Origin of the sequence: Streptococcus sp. 27098_8_99 (genome assembly GCF_041431935.1) — a bacterium.
In the GTDB taxonomy this organism is placed as follows: Bacteria; Bacillota; Bacilli; order Lactobacillales; family Streptococcaceae; genus Streptococcus; species Streptococcus parasanguinis_D.
Genome location: NZ_JAPVYQ010000009.1, coordinates 52,229 through 66,239 on the forward strand (window position 1 = coordinate 52,229; position 14,011 = coordinate 66,239).

A 14,011-nucleotide genomic window follows, 5' to 3' on the forward strand; every position below is an offset into this window, starting at 1 on the left:
GATGTATATTGCTACGATCCTTGTATCGTTTCTATTAACAGTGGCTGCTATTCCAGCCTTTATTCGATTTTACCATCGTGCTCATATTTCCGGGCAACAAATGCACGAAGATGTGAAACAACACAAAGCGAAAGCTGGCACTCCGACAATGGGTGGAGTTGTATTTCTCATTACAGCCGTTCTAGTTAGTTTTGTCGTTACCGTATTGACTGGAAATTTCACGCGCCCTGTTCAACTGATTCTATTTATCTTGATTCTATATGGAATTGTTGGATTTTTGGATGACTTTTTAAAAGTCTTTCGTAAGATTAATGAAGGTCTCAATCCAAAACAAAAATTGGCCCTTCAACTTGTTGGTGGAATCATCTTCTATATTTTTTCTGAACGCCACGGTGCAGGAAGCCTTTTGAATGTCTTTGGTTACGATCTTTACTTGGGCCATTTCTACATTCTCTTTGCTTTATTTTGGTTGGTTGGTTTTTCAAATGCCGTCAATTTGACAGATGGGATTGATGGATTAGCCAGCATTTCCGTTGCCATTAGCTTGAGTGCCTATTCCTTTATTGCCTATATGCAAGGAAAATGGGATATTCTCTTTGTCACCTTAAGTATGATTGGGGCCTTGCTTGGATTCTTTGTCTTCAACCACAAGCCAGCTAAAATCTTTATGGGAGATGTCGGTAGCCTTGCTCTTGGAGGGATGCTTGCAGCCTTGTCAATGGCTCTGCATGTAGAGTGGACCCTGCTCCTGATTGGTCTTGTCTATGTCATTGAAACAGGTTCAGTGATGCTACAAGTGACCTATTTCAAATGGACCAAGAAACGCTACGGGGAAGGGCGACGGATTTTCAGAATGACCCCTTTCCACCATCATTTAGAACTGGGTGGACTTTCTGGAAATGGCCAAAACTGGTCAGAATGGAAAGTGGATGCCTTTATGTGGTCCATTGCCTTGGTAACAAGTGTCATCACTCTTGTTCTTCTCTACTTATAAAAAAGACGGTGGGCTTGCCCATCGTTTTTTGCTGACTCAGAGAGACTTTGTTGGTTAGGAAAAATGACTCATAAGATAGGCACGAAGTCAGCTTTTCTGATATAATAATAGAGATCATGAAAGGAACTGAGAAAATGAAATTTACAGAGTTTAATTTTAAGCCTTATATTCAAGAGGCACTGAAAGAAATCAATTTTAGAGAAGCAACTGAAGTACAGGAAAAACTAATTCCGATTGTCTTAGCTGGGAATGATTTGGTTGGGGAATCTAAGACAGGATCTGGAAAAACCCATACATTCCTCTTACCGATTTTTCAAACCTTAAATGAAGACAGCCAACAAGTTGAAGCGGTGATTACGGCTCCTAGTCGGGAGTTAGCAACGCAAATTTACCAAGCTGCTCGTCAAATCGCTAGTCATTCTGAAAAAGAGATTCGGATTGCCAATTATGTTGGAGGAACGGATAAAAGTCGTCAGATTGAAAAATTGCAGGTCAAACAGCCGCATATCGTGATTGGAACTCCAGGGCGGATCTATGATCTGGTTGCATCTGGAGATCTGGCTATCCATAAGGCCCATACCTTTGTGGTAGATGAGGCGGATATGACACTGGATATGGGATTTTTGTCTACCGTAGATAAGATTGCTTCAAGACTTCCGCAACAACTGCAGTTTTTGGTGTTTTCAGCTACCATTCCACAAAAATTGCAGCCTTTCTTGAAAAAATATCTCTCAAATCCTGTCATGGAGCAAATTAAGACCAAAACGGTGATTTCAGATACCATCGATAATTGGCTGGTTTCTACCAAGGGGCGGGATAAAAATGAGCAAGTTTTCCAATTGACCAAGACCCTGCAACCTTATTTGGCCATGATTTTCGTCAATACAAAAACAAGAGCAGATGATCTTCATGCCTATTTAGTGGCTCAGGGACTCAAAGTGGCGAAGATTCACGGAGATATCCCACCACGTGAACGAAAACGGATCATGAATCAGGTGAAAAATCTTGATTTTGAGTATATTGTGGCCACAGATTTGGCGGCGCGTGGAATTGATATCGAAGGGGTGAGCCATGTCATTAACGATGCCATTCCTCAAGATCTTTCCTTCTTTGTTCACCGTGTTGGTCGGACAGGTCGCAATGGCCTACCAGGTGTAGCCATTACTCTTTATCAACCAAGTGATGATTCAGATATCCGTGAACTAGAAAAAATGGGCATTCGTTTCGTACCGAAAGTGTTGAAAAATGGGGTTATTGAAGATACCTATGATCGGGATAGACGGGCGAATCGTGAGAAAAAGCAAGAGAAACTTGATATCGAAATGATTGGTCTGGTGAAGAAGAAAAAGAAAAAAATCAAACCAGGCTACAAGAAAAAAATCAAATGGGCAGTTGATGAGAAGCGAAGAAAAACTAAGCGAGCGGAAAACCGTGCGCGTGGTCGGGCGGAAAGAAAGGCCAAACGCCAAACTTTCTGATCCCTTGTTTCAAATGTTTAAAAGAAAACATAGATTTTCTTTATGAACTCCATAAAGAAAATCTATTGGGAACTTGTCTAAAATTATGATAGACTAAACTTGTCTAGTCTATCATTTTTCTATTTCTGTAGCAATTTTTGGAATTCCAATAGTGAATATGATAGAATGTTTATGTTCGAGAAAGGAAGTAACAAAAATGTTTACAACTAATCTTTTAACAGCCAACTGGTATGCTGACTTTTTAAAACATGTTCCAGATAGCAAGCTGTTTAGTTTGAGAGCTGTATTGGATGCATTTCCGGCTGTCATAGGGAAACTGCCTGTGACGATTTTACTAGCCCTGGGAGGCGCATTTTTGGGGATTATTTTTGCCATGATTTTTGCTCTGGTCAAAATTAATCGTGTACGAATCCTCTACCCGCTTCAAGCTGTTTTTGTCAGCTTTTTACGTGGGACTCCTTTGTTGGTTCAATTGATGTTGACATATTATGGGATTCCTCTTATTTTAAAAGCGATCAATCAGTCTTACGGAACAGCTTTTAATATTAATGCCATTCCAGCTGAGTTATTTGCAATTGTGGCCCTTGCTTTTAATGAGGCGGCGTATGCGAGTGAGACCATCCGAGCAGCGATTTTATCAGTGGATCCTGGTGAAGTTGAGGCGGCGCGGAGTCTTGGAATGACCAATCGACAAGTTTATCGTCGGATTATTATTCCCAATGCAGCAGTTGTTGCAACTCCAACCTTAATCAATTCTCTTATTGGATTGACCAAGGGGACATCGCTAGCCTTTAGTGCCAGTGTGGTTGAAATTTTTGCCCAAGCACGGATTATTGGGGGGAGCGATTTGAAGTATTTTGAACGCTTTATCACGGTATCGATTGTTTACTGGATTGTGAATATCCTCATAGAAATGCTAGGCCGTCACATTGAACGTCGACTGGATATTGAGACTCCCGTAGCAATTGATTTACCAGATCAGGAGGTCCGGATCTAATGATTTATATTTCAGAATTATCAAAGACATTTTCAGGTCAAAAGGTTTTAAATAATCTAAGTTTGGAAATTCAAAAAGGGGAAGTAGTAGCCTTGATTGGGTCTTCTGGAGCGGGTAAATCGACCTTTTTACGCAGTTTAAACTATTTGGAAGCTCCAGACAGTGGTAGAATTAAGATTGATGATTTCGAGGTTGATTTTGAACACATTACCCAAGATCAAATTTTAACCTTGCGGAGAAAGTTGGCCATGGTGTTCCAACAGTTCAATTTGTTTGGACGAAAAACAGCTCTTGAAAATGTGAAAGAAGGACTCGTTGTTGTAAAGGGCTTATCCGATCAAGAAGCAACGAAAATTGCGCGTGAAGAACTGGCAAAAGTTGGCTTATCGGATCGTGAAAATCACTATCCTCGTCACCTCTCAGGCGGACAAAAGCAACGCGTGGCTTTGGCTCGTGCCTTGGCCATGAAACCAGAAGTTCTTTTGCTGGATGAACCGACTTCAGCCTTGGATCCAGAATTGGTTGGAGAAGTTGAAAAATCCATTGCCAATGCCGCAAAAACGGGACAAACCATGGTACTGGTCAGCCATGATATGTCTTTTGTAGCACAAGTGGCAGATAAGGTCTTGTTTTTGGATAAAGGACGGATTATTGAATCTGGAACACCAGAGGAAATCATGCAGCATCCAAAAGAAGAACGGACAAAAGAATTCTTTGCTAGTTACAAACGGACCTATGTTTGATATAATAGAAAAGAGGTAAGACTCAGCTGGCGGTGCTAGCTGGGTTTGTTTTCTGAAAATGTAAAAATATTTGGAGTCGTGATGTTAAATAAATTATTGTCCTTATATTTACAAAGTTTAGTGACGACAACGATTTTAGTTGGGATCGCTTCTTGTATTTGGATTGGCTACCGTGCCCTTAAGAAGAAAGATAAAACAGCCAAGCAACGACAAGCGCATTTGTATGATATCCTCTTAATTGATATCATGACGATTCCTATTTTAACCTTTGCGGTCATAGGGATCTTGTTTATCTTTCAAGCACGATAATTGCAAAAAGACCGTGTTAGAATTATAATGATTACAACGAAACGGAAAAGAGGTTGAGTATGTTTGATACAGTGATTATTGGAGCAGGTCCTGCAGGGATGACTGCGGCCCTTTATGCAGCACGAAGTAATTTAAAAGTCGCATTGATTGAGAGAGGGATTCCAGGCGGCCAAATGAACAATACGTCTGACATCGAAAACTATCCTGGCTATGCCAATATTAGTGGCCCGGAGTTGGCTGAAAAAATGTTTGAGCCCTTAGAAAATCTTGGTGTGGAACATTTGTTTGGTCAGGTAGAGCGCATCGAAGACCACGGAGCAACCAAAAAGATTGTCACAGATGACGGGGAATTTGAAGCTAAGACCGTGGTGATTGCAACAGGTTCCAACCACCGTTTATTAAATGTCCCTGGTGAAGAGGAGCTGAACAGTAGAGGAGTTTCCTACTGCGCTGTTTGTGATGGAGCTTTCTTTAGAGATGAAGATCTCTTGGTCGTTGGTGGTGGCGATTCTGCGGTAGAAGAAGCTGTCTTTTTGACGCAGTTTGCAAAAACAGTGACCATTGCCCATCGTCGTGATCAGTTGCGTGCCCAAAAAGTTCTTCAAGACCGTGCCTTTGCCAATGATAAAATTCACTTTGCTTGGAATACGGTTGTGGAAGAAATTAAGGGGGAACAAAAAGTAACGTCTGTCCTTTTAAAAGATGTGAAGACAGGAGAGGTTAGAGAGCAGGCCTTCGGTGGTGTCTTTATCTATGTCGGTTTAGATCCTGTCAGTGATTTTGCGACGGAACTTGGTATTTTAGATGAAAATGGCTGGGTGGTGACGGATGATCATATGAGAACCTCAGTCCCAGGTATTTTTGCGGTTGGTGATGTTCGTCAAAAAGATTTGCGTCAAGTGACGACAGCAGTCGGAGACGGTGCGATTGCTGGCCAAGAAGTTTATAAATATATCACAGAAAACTTTTAATCCAAAAAAATCTGAGCTTCCTGTCTCAGATTTTTTTCATGCTTTCCTTTCAGTATTCAATAGGGCTGAAATATGCTATAATGGTACTAATTTTATGGTAGGAATTCATAGAACAAATCTATAAAAAAGAGGTATACATATGTATCCAGATGACAGTTTAACCTTGCATACTGATTTATACCAAATCAACATGATGCAAGTCTATTTTGATCAAGGTATCCACAATAAACATGCCGTTTTTGAAGTGTTTTTCCGTAATCAACCTTTTAAAAATGGCTATGCTGTATTTGCTGGCTTAGAGCGAATTGTGAAATATTTGGAAAACTTGCGTTTTTCTGAGAGCGATATTGCCTATTTAGAGTCACTTGGTTATCATGGAGCCTTCTTGGAATATCTCCGTGATCTTAAGTTGGAACTGACAGTACGCTCGGCTCAAGAAGGTGACTTAGTTTTTGCCAATGAACCAATTGTCCAGGTCGAAGGCCCACTGGCTCAGTGTCAATTGGTGGAAACAGCCCTTTTGAATATTGTCAACTTTCAAACCTTGATAGCCACAAAAGCTGCTCGTATTCGTTCAGTCATTGAAGATGAGCCTTTGATGGAATTTGGAACCCGTCGTGCGCAAGAAATGGATGCTGCCATTTGGGGAACTCGTGCAGCAGTCATCGGAGGTGCCAATGGAACTAGTAATGTTCGTGCAGGAAAACTCTTTGGAATCCCAGTTTTAGGAACTCATGCCCATTCTCTTGTACAGGTTTATGGAAATGACTACCAGGCCTTTAGGGCTTATGCGGAAACCCATAAAGATTGTGTCTTCCTCGTCGATACCTATGATACCCTGCGTATTGGGGTTCCTGCAGCTATTCAGGTAGCACGTGAAATGGGAGAGAAGATCAATTTCCTAGGCGTCCGGATTGACTCAGGAGATATTGCCTATATTTCTAAAAAGGTTCGCCAGCAATTAGATGAGGCTGGGTTTACGGAGGCTAAAATCTACGCTTCTAATGACTTGGATGAAAATACCATCCTCAACTTGAAAATGCAAAAAGCAAAAATTGATGTTTGGGGTGTGGGAACCAAGCTAATCACAGCCTATGATCAACCAGCGCTTGGAGCGGTATACAAAATTGTCTCTGTTGAAAACGAAGCAGGAGAGATGATCAATACCATCAAGCTTTCCAATAATGCAGAGAAAGTTTCTACTCCAGGTAAAAAGCAAGTCTGGCGGATTACGAGCCGTGAAAAAGGTAAGTCAGAAGGGGACTACATCACTTATGATGGAGTAGATGTTTCACAACTGACAGAACTTAAAATGTTCCATCCAACTTATACCTACATTAATAAAACGGTCCGAAACTTTGAGGCTATTCCTCTTTTAGTGGATATTTTTAAAGAGGGTCAATTGGTTTATCAACTACCACCATTATCAGAAATTCAAGAATATGCTCGTAAAAATTACGATCAATTGTGGGATGAATACAAGCGTGTCCTTAATCCACAGCATTACCCAGTTGACTTGGCAAAAGATATTTGGCAGGACAAGATGGACCTGATCGAGGAAATGCGTAACAAGGCTAATGGAGAAGGAGAAGCAAAATGAGTTTGCAAGAAGAGATTATCCAACAATTGGGTGTCAAGCCTAGCATTGATCCTCAGGAAGAGATTCGCCGCTCGGTTGATTTCTTAAAAAGATATCTAAAAAAACATCCCTTCTTGAAAACATTTGTATTAGGGATCTCAGGAGGACAAGATTCAACTCTTGCTGGACGATTAGCTCAATTAGCCATGGAAGAAATGCGTGCAGAAACAGGAGATGCCTCCTATCAATTTATTGCCGTTCGTCTTCCTTATGGGGTACAAGCAGATGAAGCAGATGCACAAAAAGCATTGGCCTTTATCCAGCCGGATGTTAGCTTGGTTGTGAATATCAAGGAGTCTGCTGACGAAATGGTACGAGCAGTAGAAGCGACTGGAACAGAGATTTCTGATTTTAACAAAGGCAATATTAAGGCTCGCAGTCGCATGATTGCTCAGTATGCTCTAGCTGGAGCACGTAGCGGAGCGGTGATTGGGACGGATCATGCTGCAGAAAATATTACTGGTTTCTTCACAAAATTTGGAGATGGTGGTGCAGATATTTTGCCCCTTTTCCGTTTGAATAAACGCCAAGGAAAACAATTGCTTAAGGCCTTAGGAGCTGATCCTGCTCTTTATGAGAAAATCCCAACAGCAGATTTGGAAGAAGAAAAACCAGGAATAGCAGATGAAGTAGCGCTGGGTGTCACCTATAATGAAATCGATGATTACCTAGAAGGCAAACAAGTGAGCCCAGAAGCTCAAGCCACTATTGAAAAATGGTGGTACAAAGGCCAACACAAACGCCACTTGCCAATCACAGTATTTGATCATTTTTGGGAGTAAAAAGGTCCAGTGGACCTTTTTAGCCCGAGTCTTAAAATAGGAGAACGAGGAAGAAATCGGTAACTCGTAGAGTTCGATTTCGTAGTCTCACCCCCGCAAGGCTGTCTAGATTTGAAAGGTGCTCAAAGAGCTCCGTTCAAATCAGCCAGCTACTGCGTCAATGTATCATTGAAAAGCTCATGGATGAGGTGGAGACAAATAGAATTTTTCTATTAATACTAGACAGAAATCGGTAATTCGTAGAGTTCGATTTCGTAGTCTCACCAGACAATATTGTGAAAAGCATCAAAAAGAAGGGCGGTTTCATCCGTCCTTTTCTTCTAGATTAAAATAACCAACTTGCAAAGTTCAAGTTGCATAAAAAAATGAAGGGAGACAATCTATGAATCATCTTGGAAGTCTTGCCATAGAGACAGAGCATTTATACTTGAGGCCTTTCGTTTTGGAGGATGCACCAGCGATGTTTGAAAATTGGGCTTCTGATCCTGAAACCCTGAAATATGTCACCTGGGATGCCCATGCATCTTCTGAGAGAACCAGAGAATCGATCAAAAGATGGATCGAACAGTATCTTAAACCAGATACTTATAAATGGGCGATCTGTTTGAAAACATTACCGGATCAGGTAATTGGAGATATTAGTGTGGTTTCTCAAGACCAGGAAAGTCAATCATGCGAGCTAGGTTATATCCTTGGCAAGAAATTCTGGGGGCGGGGATTCATGACAGAAGCCGTCATAGCTGTTTTGGATTTCTTATTGAACAAAGTCGGATTTAAAGAAATCAAAGCCACTTATGTCAGTTTAAATCCTGCTTCAGGGAAAGTCATGGAAAAGGCAGGAATGCAGTATGTAGAAACCATCCCTCATGCCATTCAACGCAAAGGATATTGCGGGGATAAAATCATCTATTCTAAACAGAATCCCTCTCTATAGGGTGATTTTTACTTGAAGATTCTGCTCAAAGGATTATAATAGTAAATAATGAAAAAAGGAGATTGCTATGTCAGAATTAACGAAAGAATTTACAGACCAGCTCTATGCTAATTATGAAGCAAATGTGAAATATGCGGCTCTTGAAAATGCTGTTACCCACAATGGGATCCATGCATCGCTTGAAACGCGCAAGAGTGCAGTAGAAAATACACCAGTTTTTTCACTTGATTTGACCAAGGATAAGGTGACAAACCAAAAAGCATCTGGACGTTGTTGGATGTTTGCGGCTTTAAATACCTTCCGTCACAAGATGATTTCAAGCTTCCAATTGGAGGATTTTGAATTGTCTCAAGCACATACTTTCTTTTGGGATAAGTATGAAAAATCAAACTGGTTTTTGGAGCAAGTGATTGCTACAGCAGATCAAGAATTGACCAGCCGTAAGGTGGCTTTTCTCCTACAAACCCCACAACAAGATGGTGGTCAATGGGATATGGTGGTATCCCTCTTTGAGAAATACGGAGTGGTTCCAAAATCAGTTTATCCGGAATCGATTTCTTCAAGTAATAGCCGGGAATTGAACACCTACCTCAATAAACTCTTGCGTCAAGATGCGCAAATCTTGCGTGACTTGATTCACTCAGGCGCAGATAGTGAGGCAGTTGCGAGCAAGAAACAAGCGTTGTTGCAAGAAATCTTTAACTTCTTGGCTATGTCTTTAGGATTGCCTCCGCGTGAATTTGACTTTTCATACCGTGATAAGGACAACCAATTCCATACCGAAAGTGGCTTAACTCCACAAAGCTTCTACAAAAAATATGTAGACCTTCAATTAGACGATTACGTCTCCATTATCAATGCCCCAACTACAGATAAGCCATATGGAAAATCTTACACCGTAGATATGCTGGGCAATGTGGTTGGTAGCCGTCCAGTCCGCTACCTAAATGTTCCAATGGATCGATTGAAAGAATTAGCTATTGCTCAAATGAAAGCAGGAGAAACTGTCTGGTTTGGTTCAGATGTAGGCCAAGTCAGCAACCGTAAAGCCGGAATCCTGGCAACAGATGTCTACGATTTTGAAGCAGGCATGGACATTCATTTGACACAAGACAAGGCGGGTCGCTTGGACTATGCAGAAAGTCTCATGACACACGCTATGGTCTTGACAGGGGTTGATTTAGACGAAGCAGGTCAGCCTCGTAAATGGAAGGTTGAAAATTCATGGGGAGACAAGGTCGGTACAGATGGTTACTTTGTGGCTTCTGATGCTTGGATGGATGAATATACCTATCAAATCGTGGTTCGTAAAGAATTCCTAACAGCAGACGAATTAGCAGCCTATGAAGCAGAACCAATTGTCCTAGCACCGTGGGATCCAATGGGAGCTTTAGCAAAATAATGATATAGAAAAGAGCCGAAAGGCTCTTTTCAGATTGAAGACAAAATATCTTAAAAACTTTCCTTAGGTGAGTACGGACGTCAGCGAACTTCTTTAAAGTTCCATGACTAATTATTGAGTCTAAGGTCTCAATAATTCCGAGTGCCTGAAACAATAACGTTTCAAGCACTTTTCTCACAGCGGAAAGTTTCAGTATTTTCTTAAATCGATTTAAATATTGGAACTCAATTTTGTTTTTTGCAGAATCACTTAACTTATTTTGCTTTAAAATAGTTTGTCTACATTCTAATAAGAGCCGAAAGGCTCTTTTTTTTTATATACTCAAAAATAAAAAAGCTGGGAAGTCTAACTAAATAAATCAGATTTTATTCGTTCTGGTTTTTTAACCATTGTTTTAAAAAAAGCCGGGCAAAAGCCCGACTTCTCCATTCTATTATTCGTTATGATTGTTAGAGTCTTGCGAAGAAGGCTCAGATGGTTTAGATTGATTTTCTTCGTTCGAAGAGCTAGACGATGGTTCTTCATACGAATACTGATCAGTGGAATAACTTGGCTCATAGTAGTAGTTATTGTAGTTGTTCTTACCATTGTTTAAGTAGAGATAAGAACCACTTCGATACAGTCCACTTGGTTGCGTCCAATCCGTATGACCAGAGTTATTATTATTAGCAAGATAGAGCATCATTTGACGGTAGACATCCGTTGCGACCTGTATTCCATTATCCAATACTGGTGTAAAGCGATTGGAATAACCTGTCCATACTGCCATGGCATATTCAGGAGTGTAGCCTACAAACAATTCATCCGGTGTTACAATATTTGAATAAGCATTTTTTGTCAATTTACCGATTTCGTTATCAGCATAGTTTGATGTACCTGTCTTACCAGCTTGGTAGATTCCCGAAATGGCAGCATTTGTACCGGAACCAGACAAGAGAACTGTCTTCATCATATCTGTCATCATGTAGGCAGTTGTTGCTTTCATTGCACGAGTTCCTTCGGACTCAAATTCCTTGGTTGTGCCATCACTAAAGACAACCCGACTAACATAGGATGGTTTGTAATAGGTACCGCCATTGGCAAAAGCAGCATAGGCAGCTGCCATTTTCTCACTGCTGGCTCCGTATTTGTTGCTAGAATCGCTAGTGTTACTCGAGATAGCGTTGGCGTAAACCATTTCTGGGTAATCGATCCCTAATCCATTGAGGAATTTCTTAGCTTGTTTAAGACCAACTTTTTCCAGGGCCTTCACCGCAGGCACGTTACGAGATTGTTGAATTGCGTAGGTAATGGACATGCTACCATAGTATGAACGGTCCCAGTTGTAGACAGGCGTTGATGAATGAGGGAAGTTGTATGGCGCATCTGTTGTAGTAGCTGCTGTAGAGGTATATTCCTCATGTTCAAGAGCTGGTGCGTAATCTGTGATTGGTTTCATTGTTGAACCCCAGTCACGGTTCGTTTCAACCGCTTGGTTTGTACCAAAGGAAACATTGCTGGATTGGTGACGAGAACCCAGCTGAGCAATGACTTTACCAGTATTGACATCAATAACGGTAGAAGCTACTTGCATTTCATCATCCGGGTAATTGACATATTCATCTGTATTGTAGATATCCCATAGTTTCTTTTGAGCTTCTGTATCCACGTTTGTATAGACATCCATTCCGGTTGTCAACAAATTGTAGCCCGTTTCTTCTTCGACTTGCTCGATCACTTCTTTTAGGTAATTATCCATATAGGCTGGGTAACTGCTTGAAGAACTGAGACTTTGCAGACCATCTGTAACAGGTGTATTGACCGCTGCTTCGTATTGTTTGTTAGAAATGGTCTTCATATCGAGCATTTCTTTTAATACTAAGTTTCGGCGCTGTTGCGCTGCTTCAGGATGGGAGTATGGATCGTATTGGTTTGGTGCTTGGGGCATCCCCGCAAGGAGTGCTAATTGAGGGAGCGAAAGATCTTTTAGATCTTTTCCGTAATAACTTTTCGCAGCTGTCTGCATTCCGTAGTTCCCATTCGCCATAAATACTTTATTGACGTAATAGGTCAAGATTTCTTGTTTGGTTGCTTTCTTTTCTAGTTGGGTTGCTAACCAAGCTTCTTGGATCTTACGAGAGAGGGTACGGTCAGAGGCTGAAGTGGAGAAATAGGTTAACTTGATCAATTGTTGCGTCAAGGTTGACCCACCTTGACTTCCTCCTCGTAAGTTGTGAAGGAAGGAACCGCCGATCCGAATGATGTCGACCCCACGGTGATTGAAGAAACGGTGGTCTTCAATCGCAACGATAGCATTGACCAAATCAGTAGGGATTTCATTGGCTGTGACATTGATTCGTTTCTCAGCTCCCAAATCCGCGATCAAGTTATTTTGGTTGTCATAGATCTTACTAGATGTTGTTGCAACCAAATCTTTTTCAGACAAGGTTGGTGCTTTCATAGCATAGTAACTAAATATCAGTCCACCGAGGACAAATAAAAGTAAGAAAAATGAAATGGCTGCGATGGCAACATATTTCAACCATTGAATGACTGTTTGTTTATTCATTTAAATACCGCCTAGAAGTTTCTGTTCGATAATATCAAGATAAGGAACGCTTGGAAGACGATTCTTATCTACTAGAAAGCCGTGCTCCTGAATATAGGAGAGGGGCATGGATTTACTACCATGATCGATGTTGTAATAGTGAATTAATGCAGGAGCAGGAAGTAAGTAGGTTTCACTCAACTTTGCAAAATGCAAGAGAACGAAACAGATACCGCCTTGCTGAACAACTGCCTCCATATGATCGATTTGATGTTGATGAAAATTTTTCATCGGCATGGATTGCTTTTGCTGTGTTTCCTTCGCTTCAAAATCGATATAGCGTCCCTTGTATACTCCAGAATAGTCCGTCGTTGAGGCTTGCCTGAAATAGGCTTCAACAATCTTTGCCCGACTGCGACGTGGATAATCCACTTTCACGATTTGAATCGGTGTTGGTTTTTTATGGATGACTGCTAGACCTCGAGAAAGATAGTATTGATTGCTTTCATTGATCATTTTTTCAAATGTCATCCCACGATTCGCAAAGTCGACTGGATGTTTCCTTTGTGTAGAGACCAAGGTTTTTTTGGCTACTTTATGTGGATAGTTGACCATAGTTCTCCTTATTGGTACAATTACATCACTCTATTATATCATAAATTAGAATAATGAGGAAAAAATGAATACCATACTTGTTGCAGGTTATAAGAGTTTTGATGTGGGAGTCTTTTCCAATAAAGACCCTCGACTGACCATTATCAAAAAAGCCATTGAAAGAGATCTTCGTCGTCTATTTGAAGAAGGAGTGAAATGGCTGGTCTTTTCTGGTAATTTGGGATTTGAGGCTTGGGTACTAGAGGTCGCCTTTGCATTAAAAAAAGATTACGATTTTCAAATGGCGACGATCTTCCTATTTGAGAATGTTGGCGAAAATTGGAATGAAAGCAATCAGGAATTATTAGCACGCTTCAAACAGGTGGATTTCGTGAAATATGCCTATCCACACTATAGCAATCCGGGTCAACTAAAAGAATACAATCAGTTTTTGATAGATAACGCGGATGGAGCTTATGTTTTTTATGATCCAGAAAATGAAACCAATTTAAAATATCTTTACAAAATGATGGTAGAAAAAGAACCATTTTATGTCAAACAATTAAGTTTTGATGACTTAAATGAACTTGCTGAAAATTTTTACGAAAACTAAGTGTTATACCTTGATTTTTCTTACCATT

The 14,011-nt window shown here is 40.7% G+C and carries 13 protein-coding genes; 11 read left to right on the forward strand and 2 right to left on the reverse strand.

Features of this window, described 5'->3' with window-relative positions; genetic code table 11:
• Window position 1: 1 nt before the first annotated feature.
• The 10 genes from mraY (at window position 2) to pepC (ending at window position 10,249) form a co-directional block, all read left to right on the forward strand.
• Window positions 2-994 carry a phospho-N-acetylmuramoyl-pentapeptide-transferase gene (gene mraY / locus O3605_RS06585; RefSeq protein ID WP_156671983.1) on the forward strand — a complete coding sequence of 331 codons (993 nt, stop codon included), beginning with the start codon at window positions 2-4 and terminating at the stop codon, window positions 992-994.
• 134 nt (window positions 995-1,128) lie between these two features.
• The gene (locus O3605_RS06590) at window positions 1,129-2,472 is read left to right on the forward strand and encodes a DEAD/DEAH box helicase (RefSeq protein ID WP_371585639.1); all 1,344 of its coding nucleotides are present in this window, start codon (window positions 1,129-1,131) and stop codon (window positions 2,470-2,472) included.
• A 196-nt stretch (window positions 2,473-2,668) separates the two neighbouring features.
• Window positions 2,669-3,469 carry an amino acid ABC transporter permease gene (locus O3605_RS06595; RefSeq protein WP_371585640.1) on the forward strand — a complete coding sequence of 267 codons (801 nt, stop codon included), beginning with the start codon at window positions 2,669-2,671 and terminating at the stop codon, window positions 3,467-3,469.
• Window positions 3,469-4,212: an amino acid ABC transporter ATP-binding protein gene (locus O3605_RS06600; RefSeq protein ID WP_371585641.1), complete on the forward strand. Its 744-nt coding sequence runs from the start codon at window positions 3,469-3,471 to the stop codon at window positions 4,210-4,212. The genes O3605_RS06595 and O3605_RS06600 overlap by 1 nt, the downstream gene beginning before the upstream one ends.
• A gap of 81 nt (window positions 4,213-4,293) precedes the next feature.
• Complete coding sequence (locus O3605_RS06605) at window positions 4,294-4,521, forward strand: DUF4059 family protein (RefSeq protein WP_003003995.1); 228 nt, start codon at window positions 4,294-4,296, stop codon at window positions 4,519-4,521.
• A gap of 59 nt (window positions 4,522-4,580) precedes the next feature.
• Window positions 4,581-5,492: a thioredoxin-disulfide reductase gene (gene trxB, locus O3605_RS06610; protein ID WP_371585642.1), complete on the forward strand. Its 912-nt coding sequence runs from the start codon at window positions 4,581-4,583 to the stop codon at window positions 5,490-5,492.
• 139 nt (window positions 5,493-5,631) lie between these two features.
• Window positions 5,632-7,092, forward strand: coding sequence for a nicotinate phosphoribosyltransferase (locus O3605_RS06615; protein ID WP_371585643.1), 1,461 nt, complete (start codon window positions 5,632-5,634; stop codon window positions 7,090-7,092).
• The gene (nadE, locus tag O3605_RS06620) at window positions 7,089-7,913 is read left to right on the forward strand and encodes an NAD(+) synthase (protein ID WP_302692593.1); all 825 of its coding nucleotides are present in this window, start codon (window positions 7,089-7,091) and stop codon (window positions 7,911-7,913) included. The genes O3605_RS06615 and nadE overlap by 4 nt, the downstream gene beginning before the upstream one ends.
• Window positions 7,914-8,295: 382 nt before the next feature.
• Window positions 8,296-8,847 carry a GNAT family N-acetyltransferase gene (locus tag O3605_RS06625; RefSeq protein WP_371475943.1) on the forward strand — a complete coding sequence of 184 codons (552 nt, stop codon included), beginning with the start codon at window positions 8,296-8,298 and terminating at the stop codon, window positions 8,845-8,847.
• Window positions 8,848-8,914: 67 nt separating this feature from the next.
• Window positions 8,915-10,249, forward strand: a complete 1,335-nt coding sequence (gene pepC, locus O3605_RS06630; protein ID WP_009732326.1) for an aminopeptidase C — start codon at window positions 8,915-8,917, stop codon at window positions 10,247-10,249.
• A 433-nt stretch (window positions 10,250-10,682) separates the two neighbouring features.
• Here pepC and pbp1a read toward each other — a convergent pair whose 3' ends face one another.
• Window positions 10,683-12,797, reverse strand: coding sequence for a penicillin-binding protein PBP1A (gene pbp1a, locus O3605_RS06635; RefSeq protein WP_024054910.1), 2,115 nt, complete (start codon window positions 12,795-12,797; stop codon window positions 10,683-10,685).
• The gene (gene recU / locus O3605_RS06640) at window positions 12,798-13,391 is read right to left on the reverse strand and encodes a Holliday junction resolvase RecU (protein WP_003010355.1); all 594 of its coding nucleotides are present in this window, start codon (window positions 13,389-13,391) and stop codon (window positions 12,798-12,800) included. It lies immediately after the preceding gene.
• A gap of 64 nt (window positions 13,392-13,455) precedes the next feature.
• Here recU and O3605_RS06645 point away from each other — a divergent pair, with 64 nt between their 5' ends.
• The gene (locus O3605_RS06645) at window positions 13,456-13,983 is read left to right on the forward strand and encodes an SLOG family protein (RefSeq protein WP_023920293.1); all 528 of its coding nucleotides are present in this window, start codon (window positions 13,456-13,458) and stop codon (window positions 13,981-13,983) included.
• The last annotated feature ends 28 nt before the right edge of the window (window positions 13,984-14,011 follow it).

Bases quoted from the DNA above. Each gene is read 5' to 3' on its own strand.
- mraY (WP_156671983.1), top strand. From the start codon at position 2: ATGTATATTGCTACGATCCTTGTATCGTTTCTATTAACAGTGGCTGCT.
- O3605_RS06590 (WP_371585639.1), top strand. From the start codon at position 1,129: ATGAAATTTACAGAGTTTAATTTTAAGCCTTATATTCAAGAGGCACTG.
- O3605_RS06595 (WP_371585640.1), top strand. From the start codon at position 2,669: ATGTTTACAACTAATCTTTTAACAGCCAACTGGTATGCTGACTTTTTA.
- O3605_RS06600 (WP_371585641.1), top strand. From the start codon at position 3,469: ATGATTTATATTTCAGAATTATCAAAGACATTTTCAGGTCAAAAGGTT.
- O3605_RS06605 (WP_003003995.1), top strand. From the start codon at position 4,294: ATGTTAAATAAATTATTGTCCTTATATTTACAAAGTTTAGTGACGACA.
- trxB (WP_371585642.1), top strand. From the start codon at position 4,581: ATGTTTGATACAGTGATTATTGGAGCAGGTCCTGCAGGGATGACTGCG.
- O3605_RS06615 (WP_371585643.1), top strand. From the start codon at position 5,632: ATGTATCCAGATGACAGTTTAACCTTGCATACTGATTTATACCAAATC.
- nadE (WP_302692593.1), top strand. From the start codon at position 7,089: ATGAGTTTGCAAGAAGAGATTATCCAACAATTGGGTGTCAAGCCTAGC.
- O3605_RS06625 (WP_371475943.1), top strand. From the start codon at position 8,296: ATGAATCATCTTGGAAGTCTTGCCATAGAGACAGAGCATTTATACTTG.
- pepC (WP_009732326.1), top strand. From the start codon at position 8,915: ATGTCAGAATTAACGAAAGAATTTACAGACCAGCTCTATGCTAATTAT.
- pbp1a (WP_024054910.1), bottom strand. From the start codon at position 12,797: ATGAATAAACAAACAGTCATTCAATGGTTGAAATATGTTGCCATCGCA.
- recU (WP_003010355.1), bottom strand. From the start codon at position 13,391: ATGGTCAACTATCCACATAAAGTAGCCAAAAAAACCTTGGTCTCTACA.
- O3605_RS06645 (WP_023920293.1), top strand. From the start codon at position 13,456: ATGAATACCATACTTGTTGCAGGTTATAAGAGTTTTGATGTGGGAGTC.